Annotated in this window: 5 protein-coding genes; all 5 read right to left on the bottom strand. The window is 69.1% G+C overall.

The genetic code is table 11. The features are described from left to right. Positions 1 to 78 precede the first annotated feature (78 nt). Positions 79 to 1296, bottom strand: coding sequence for a type II secretion system inner membrane protein GspF (gspF, locus tag ACGLHR_RS50210; RefSeq protein WP_318236144.1), 1218 nt, complete (start codon positions 1294 to 1296; stop codon positions 79 to 81). Between the two features lie 16 nt (positions 1297 to 1312). Continuing rightward, positions 1313 to 2851: a type II secretion system ATPase GspE gene (gene gspE, locus ACGLHR_RS50205; protein ID WP_267604607.1), complete on the bottom strand. Its 1539-nt coding sequence runs from the start codon at positions 2849 to 2851 to the stop codon at positions 1313 to 1315. An 8-nt stretch (positions 2852 to 2859) separates the two neighbouring features. Further along, complete coding sequence (gspD, locus tag ACGLHR_RS50200; RefSeq protein ID WP_400103405.1) at positions 2860 to 5298, bottom strand: type II secretion system secretin GspD; 2439 nt, start codon at positions 5296 to 5298, stop codon at positions 2860 to 2862. A gap of 53 nt (positions 5299 to 5351) precedes the next feature. After that, positions 5352 to 6182, bottom strand: coding sequence for a type II secretion system protein N (locus ACGLHR_RS50195; protein ID WP_400103403.1), 831 nt, complete (start codon positions 6180 to 6182; stop codon positions 5352 to 5354). Then, a partial coding sequence (locus ACGLHR_RS50190) for a type II secretion system protein M (protein WP_400103401.1) occupies positions 6182 to 6727 on the bottom strand: 546 nt, incomplete at its 5' end. The genes ACGLHR_RS50190 and ACGLHR_RS50195, both read right to left, overlap by 1 nt.

Raw genomic sequence — 6727 nt, 5'->3', positions numbered from 1 at the left:
CCCCCCAATGAGCCGATTCCTCAATCAGGAAAAGGGCTTCGCGACGCCGCAGCCGCGGCGTCACCATGGAACTTCGGACTAACGCACCAGCTGGTTGATCTCGATAATCGGCATCAGCACCGCCAGCACGATCAGCAGCACCACCACGCCCATGCTGAGGATCAGCAGCGGCTCGAGCAGGCTGGTGAGGAACAGCGTGCGGCGCTCCAGTTCCGCGCCTTCGCCCTGCGCCGCGCGTTCCAGCATGATCGGCAGGTTGCCGGTGGCTTCGCCGGAGCGGATCAGGTGCACGAGAACGGACGGGAACTGGTTCTGCGCCGCCAGCGCGCGCGCCAGCGACGCGCCTTCGCGCACCCGCGTGGTGGCGTCATCCACATTGGCCTTGAGCGCCTCGTTGGTCAGCGTCTCCCCGGCTGCCTGCAGGCTGCGCAGGATGGGCACGCCGGCGGAAACCAGGATGGCGAGCGTGCTGGCGAAGCGCGCGGTGTTGTACCCGCGGATCAGCTTGCCCACCAGTGGTGCGGTCAGTAGCCAGCGGTGCCACTCCAGGCGCACACCGGGCTGGCGCAGCAGGCTGCGTATCCCCAGGCTCACGGCCACGATGAAAGCCAGCGCCGCCCACCACCAGTTGCGCACGAAATCCGACAGCGCCAGCATGATGATGGTCAGCGTCGGCAGCTTCTGCTTGGTGTTGGCGAAGACGCTCACTACCTGCGGCACCACATACGACAGCAGGAAGATCACGATGGCGAAGGCCACCACCGTGACGATGGCGGGGTAGGTGAAGGCCAGCCGGATCTTGGCGGTGAGCGAGTTGCGCGTCTCGATATAGTCCGCCAGCTTCTCCAGCACCAGCCCGAGGTGTCCGGAGTGCTCCCCGGCGGAAACCAGTGCGCGGTAAATATCCGGAAAATCGCGCGGATGATGCAACAGCGCCACCGAGAGCGAGCTGCCGCCGACCACGTCCGCGCGGATGCCGGCCAGCAGTTCATGCACATAGCTGCGCTCGGCCTGGTCGGCCAGCGCCGCCAGCGCTTCGTCCAGCGGCAGGCCGGCCACGATCAGGCTGGCGAGCTGGCGCGTGAACAGCGCTTGCTCTTGCGTGGAGAGCCGGCGCACGAAGGCAGCGGTGCTGCTCTTCTGCACACCGCCTACGCCCGCAAGAGGATCCACATTGAGCGGCGTCAGGCCGCGCGAGCGCAACTGGGCGCGGGCCTGCTTGGGGCTGTCGGCTTCGATGACGCCGCGCTCGGTCTTGCCGGCGGCGTCGACGGCCTCGTAACGATAGGCTGGCATGTCTCTCGGCTCGCCCTTAGTCGCGCGTGACGCGCAAGACTTCTTCCAGCGCTGTCGCGCCCGAGTCGATCCAGCGTTGCGCATCGCGGCGCATGGTGTGCATGCCGCGCTCCAGGGCCACCTTCTTGATCTCGGATTCGGCCGACTGGCGATGGATCATGGTGCGGATCTCGTCGTCCACGCTGAGCAGTTCGTACACGCCCATGCGCCCCTGGTAGCCGGAGTGTCCGCATTTGTCGCAGCCTACCGCATGCCACACGCGCTGCAGCGGCTTGCCTTGGGCCAGCAGCACGTCGGCTTCGTCGGGTGTGACTTCGATCACTTCCTCGCGCTTGCAGTGCTGGCACAGCCGGCGTACCAGCCGCTGCGCCAGCACGCCAAGCAGCGACGACGACAGCAGGAAGGGCTCGATGCCCATGTCGACCAGCCGCGTCACCGCCGAGGCGGAATCGTTGGTGTGCAGCGTGGCCAGCACCAGGTGGCCGGTGAGCGAGGCCTGCACCGCGATCTGCGCAGTTTCCAGGTCGCGGATTTCGCCGATCATCACCACGTCCGGATCCTGGCGCAGGATGGCCCGCAGCGCCTTGCCGAAGGTCATGTCGATGCGCGGGTTGACCTGGGTCTGGCCGATGCCGTCGAGGTCATACTCGATCGGGTCTTCCACCGTCATGATGTTGGTGGTGCGCGAATCGAGCCGCGAGAGCGCGGCATACAGCGTGGTGGTCTTGCCCGAGCCGGTCGGCCCGGTCACCAGCACAATGCCGTGCGGCTGGCGGATCAGGTGATCGAAGCCGCCCAGCGTGCCCGGCGCCATGCCGAGCTTGGCCAGATCCAGGCGGCCGGCTTCCTTGTCGAGCAGACGCAGCACCGCGCGCTCGCCGTGGCCGGTGGGCAGGGTGGAGACACGCACGTCCACGGGACGCCCGCCCACGCGCAGCGTGATGCGGCCGTCCTGCGGCAGGCGTTTTTCCGCGATATCGAGCTGCGCCATGATCTTGATGCGCGAGATCAGCGCGCCGTGCAGCGCCTTCTTGGGGCGTACCACATCGCGCAGCGTGCCGTCCACGCGAAAACGCACCACCGAGGACGACTCGAATGGCTCGATATGGATATCGGAGGCGCCTTCGCGCGCGGCCTGCGTGAGCAGCGCGTTGATCATGCGGATGATGGGGGCGTCGTCCTCGGACTCCAGCAGGTCCTCCACGGCGGGAATGTCCTGCATCAGGCGCGACAGGTCGACTTCGCCCTCCACCTCGCCAACCACCTGCGCCGCGCTGCCGCTGTCCTGGCGGTTGTAGGCCTCGGACATGGCGAGCTCCAGCGCCTCGGGTTCCAGCACGCGCAGGCGCAGCGGCCCGTGCACGCGCGCCACTTCGGCCAGCGCCGCCGGTGAGGTGGCGCGGCTGACCCACACTTCCAGGCCATCGGTGCGCTGGTGCGCGATCAGCAGGCGGGCCTCGCGCGCGAAGCCGTACGTGACGAGGCGCGCGGCGATGGTCGACGGCGGCTCCAGCGGTTCGTCGGACACTGCGGCGGGGGCGATGCTTGTGGCCATGTCGTGTCTCAGTTCACCGGACGGACGGCGTCCACCGTGGCGTTGCCGAGATTGGCGCCCGGCGGCAGCGGGGTGCCGTTGGCCGACGGCGCTTGCGCCTGGGGCTGCCTTTGCTGTTGTTGTTGCTGCTGCTGCTGCTGCTGCTGCTGCGATTGCGGCAGCGTCTGCTCCAGCGGCAGCGGGCCCGGCACCGGCCCGCGCGAGCGCGGATCGACGAACGGTGCCATGGGCGCGTCCGCCGGCGGCAGGACCGGCGTGTTGCCGTCGCGCACCATGATGTTGGGCGAGGCGAAACCTTGCTGCAGGCCGCGGATGTAGTCGTAGCGGTCCTGCGTCAGGCGGTCGGTCGCGCCGGCGGTGCGCATCACGTACGGACGCAGGAACACCAGCAGGTTGGTCTTGCCGCGGTTCTTGTTCTCGTAGCGGAACAGCCCGCCGATCCACGGCAGGTCGCCCAGGCCCGGCACCTTCTGCACGCCGTCGCCGTAAGTGTCTTCGATCAGGCCGCCCAGCACGATGATCTGGCCGTCGTCCACCAGCACATTGGTTTCGATCGAGCGCACATTGGTGGTGGGCCCCTGGGTGAGGGCGGCGGTGCCCTGCACCACGGACGACGACTCCTGGTAGATCTGCATCTTCACCAGGCCGCCATCGGTGATCTGCGGCTTGACCCGCAGCGTGATGCCGACGTCCCTGCGGTCGAAGGTCTGGAACGGCGTGACCGAGGCGGCGCCGCCGGTCTGTGCATAGGAGCCGGTGGTGACCGGGATGTTCTGCCCGATCAGGATCTTGGCTTCCTCGTTCTCGAGCGTGATCAGGTTTGGCGTGGACAGCAGGTTGACGCTGCCGTCGCTGCCCAGCGCATGCAGCAGCGCGCCCAGCCCGATCGCGCGGTTGACGATGCCGAGGTTCAGGCCGGCCAGATCGGGCACCAGGCTCGAGACGCTCGGAATGGCCGCCACGCCGTTCGCGTTGATCGCGGCGGCGGCACCCGTCAGGTTGATGATGTTCTGGCCGCCCGTGCCGAAGTTGGTGCCGGCAAAGACGTTGGTGTTGCTGTTGCGCGAGTTGAGCAGGCCCTGCCACTGGATGCCCAGCTGGCCGGTCTGGGTGGAAGACACTTCCACGATCATCGACTCGATATAGACCTGCGCGCGGCGCATGTCGAGGTCTTCGATCACCGCGCGCAGGTTGCGGTAGACCGGCTCGCTGGCCGTGATGATCAGCGAGTTGGTGGCCGGGTCGGCCTGGATGATGCCGCCGGTGGTCGGCAACGTGTTGGTGGCGAACGAGCTCGCGAAGGCCGAGCCGCCGGTGCCGGATCCCGAGCCGCTGCGCGAGCTGCCGGTGCTGCCGCCCGTGTACTGGCCGGTGTTGGGCGTCGAGGTGTTGAGCAGGCCGGTGCCGCTGGCAATGCCCCCCGCGCCGGTTGCGCCCGGCGTGCCGGCCTGGCTGGTGTTGAAGGAGCTGTCGGCCGCGACGATGGCGCGCAGCGTCTGCGCCAGTTTGGTGGCTTCAGCGTTCTTCAGCGGCACCACCCAGATATTGCCGGGGCGCGCATAGGGCTGGTCGAGCTTCTCGATCAGCTGGCGCGCCTGCTGCAGCCGTGCCCGGCTGGAGGCGCGGATCATCAGCGAATTGCTGCGCGGCTCCGCCACCACCGAGGTGCGCAGGCTGGCGTCCGCGCCGGCCACGGCCCCGCCGGCGGCGCCGGCGGAACCCGGGTCCAGCAGCTTTTGCAGCACCAGCGCGGTATCGCTGGCGATGGCATTCTTGAGCGGCACGAGCTCGACCTCGCCGGAGGCGGGCGCGTCGATGGCGGCGATGATGCGGCCCAGGCGCTGCAGGTTCTCGGCGTAGTCGGTAATGACCAGCGTGTTGTTGGCCGGGTAGGCGGTGATGGTGTTGTTCGGCGCGATCATCGGGCGCAGCACCGGCACCAGGTTGTTGGCCGACTCATAGTTGAGGCGGAACACCTGCGTCACCACCTGGTCGCCGCGGGATCTGCCGCTGCCGATCACGATGGGCGAGCCCTGCAGCTTGGCGTCGGCTTCCGGCACCACCTTGGTGAAGCCGTTGCTCTCGACCATCGCATAGCCCTGCATGCGCAGCACTGACCCCAGCGTTTCCAGCGCCTGCGCGCGCGACACGGGCTGCTCGGTCACCAGGTTCACCGAGCCCTTCACGCGCGGGTCGATGACGAAGTTCTTGCCGGTCGCCTGCCCTACCGCCTTCACCACCGATTCCAGGTCAGCATTGACGAAGTTGAGCACGACCTGGTCGCGGTTGCGCGGGGTCAGGTCGGGCGGCTGCCCCGGCTGGGCCGCCGGCTGGCTCGGTTGCTGGGCCCACAGCGGCGCGGGTGCCAGCAGGGACAGGCCGCATAGCAGCGCGGTGGCGCGGGCGCAGCGGGTCTTGAGCGAAGGTCGAAGGGCTTGGGTTTTCATATTCGGTTCCGGGCTGCGGGCGTCGGCGCGAAGGTTTCGCACCGACGCCGGGGTCAGAAGCGCAGCCGTGTCACATTGTCCTCACGTCGTCCCAGCAGGCTCAACAGGCCTACCAATTGCGTAGCGGCGTCGGGGTCGGCATCCGCCGTGCCCTCGAAACGCGCCTGGCGGCCCAGCGTGCCGTTGCCCTGCAGGTGCAGCGGCCCGGCGAGGGTGGTCAGTTGCAGCTTGCCATCGGCGCCGGACCAGTCGATCTCCGCGCGGTAGCTGCCAAGCGGGCGCACCCGGCTGACGGCCGATGATACTTGGTCAAGCCGCACGGTCAGGTGGCCGGTCATGCCACCTGCGCCGCCCGGCTCGCCGGCGCGGGCAAAGAAGCGCCCTTGCAGCCCGGACCAGTCGATGCGCATCAGTCCGTCGGGGCGCAGGGTATTGAAGGGGGCGCCGACGCCTTCGAGCAACGCCGCGGGCATGCGGATGGCGCCGGCCTGGGCAGTCCAGCCAAACGGCGTCACCGCCACGGCGACCGGGCCGCTCATGGCCTCCGTGTGGCTGACCACCATGCGCAGCGTGCCGGTCAGCAACGGCCAGAATGCCACCGACCATTGCAGCCGCCCGGGCAGCACGGTGGCGGTCTCGCTGCCAGCGCCGGCCGACAGGGCCAGGGTGGCGCTGCCGTTCCACAGCGAGCCATCGGCATCGGCCAGCAGCACGCGGCGCTGGCTCTGGCTGGCAATGCTGTCGGCGATCCATGCCGCGGGAAATGCCGCCAGCACGGTCAGCGCCACGGTGACGCAGCCAAGTGCAAGCCAGCCCGCGCGTTGCCAGCCACGAGGGCTGGCAACGCGGCGGCGGGCGAGCCTCAGGGCTTCCAGGCGCGCCATCAGCCGCGCCCGCCCGGATTCGCCGCGGGGCCTTGCAGGGTGGCGGTGACGTTCACCATGGCGGTGGCGCCCACGTAGACGATGCGGGTATCGATGACCTTGAGGCGCTGCTGCTGGCGCACGTCCTGCAGCCAGCTGGCCACAGAGCCGAACGGCACCTTGTCGAGCTGCACCTGCACGCTATTGTCGCCGGTGCCGTTGAGCCGGGTGGCCTTGAGGCCGTGCTGGGCCAGGCTTTCCTGCAAGGCCTGGTTGAGCGCCTCGCCGCGCAGCGACGGGGCCGGGCTGGCCGCCAGGCCGCGCGCTTCCTGCGCCAGCGTTTCCATCTCCGCGGAGTCGCTGCGCAGCTGCGGCAGGCTGCGCTGCAGCTTGGCGCGGCCGTCGGCGGCGGGTTCCCACAGGACGGTGTAGCCGATCACCAGCGCCAGCACGGCGCTGCCGCCGGCCAGGATGGCCTGCTCACGCGGGTTGCGCGCCGACCAGAATGCATCGAAGCGTTCCTGCCAGCGCTGCGGCACGCGCGGGCGCAGGCGCGCCAGCCGGTC

This window comes from Cupriavidus sp. CuC1 (assembly GCF_044627735.1).
GTDB classification, from domain to species: Bacteria; Pseudomonadota; Gammaproteobacteria; order Burkholderiales; family Burkholderiaceae; genus Cupriavidus; species Cupriavidus ulmosensis.
The sequence above is the reverse complement of the archived record's forward strand: the minus strand, read 5'-3'. Positions and strand labels throughout refer to the sequence as shown.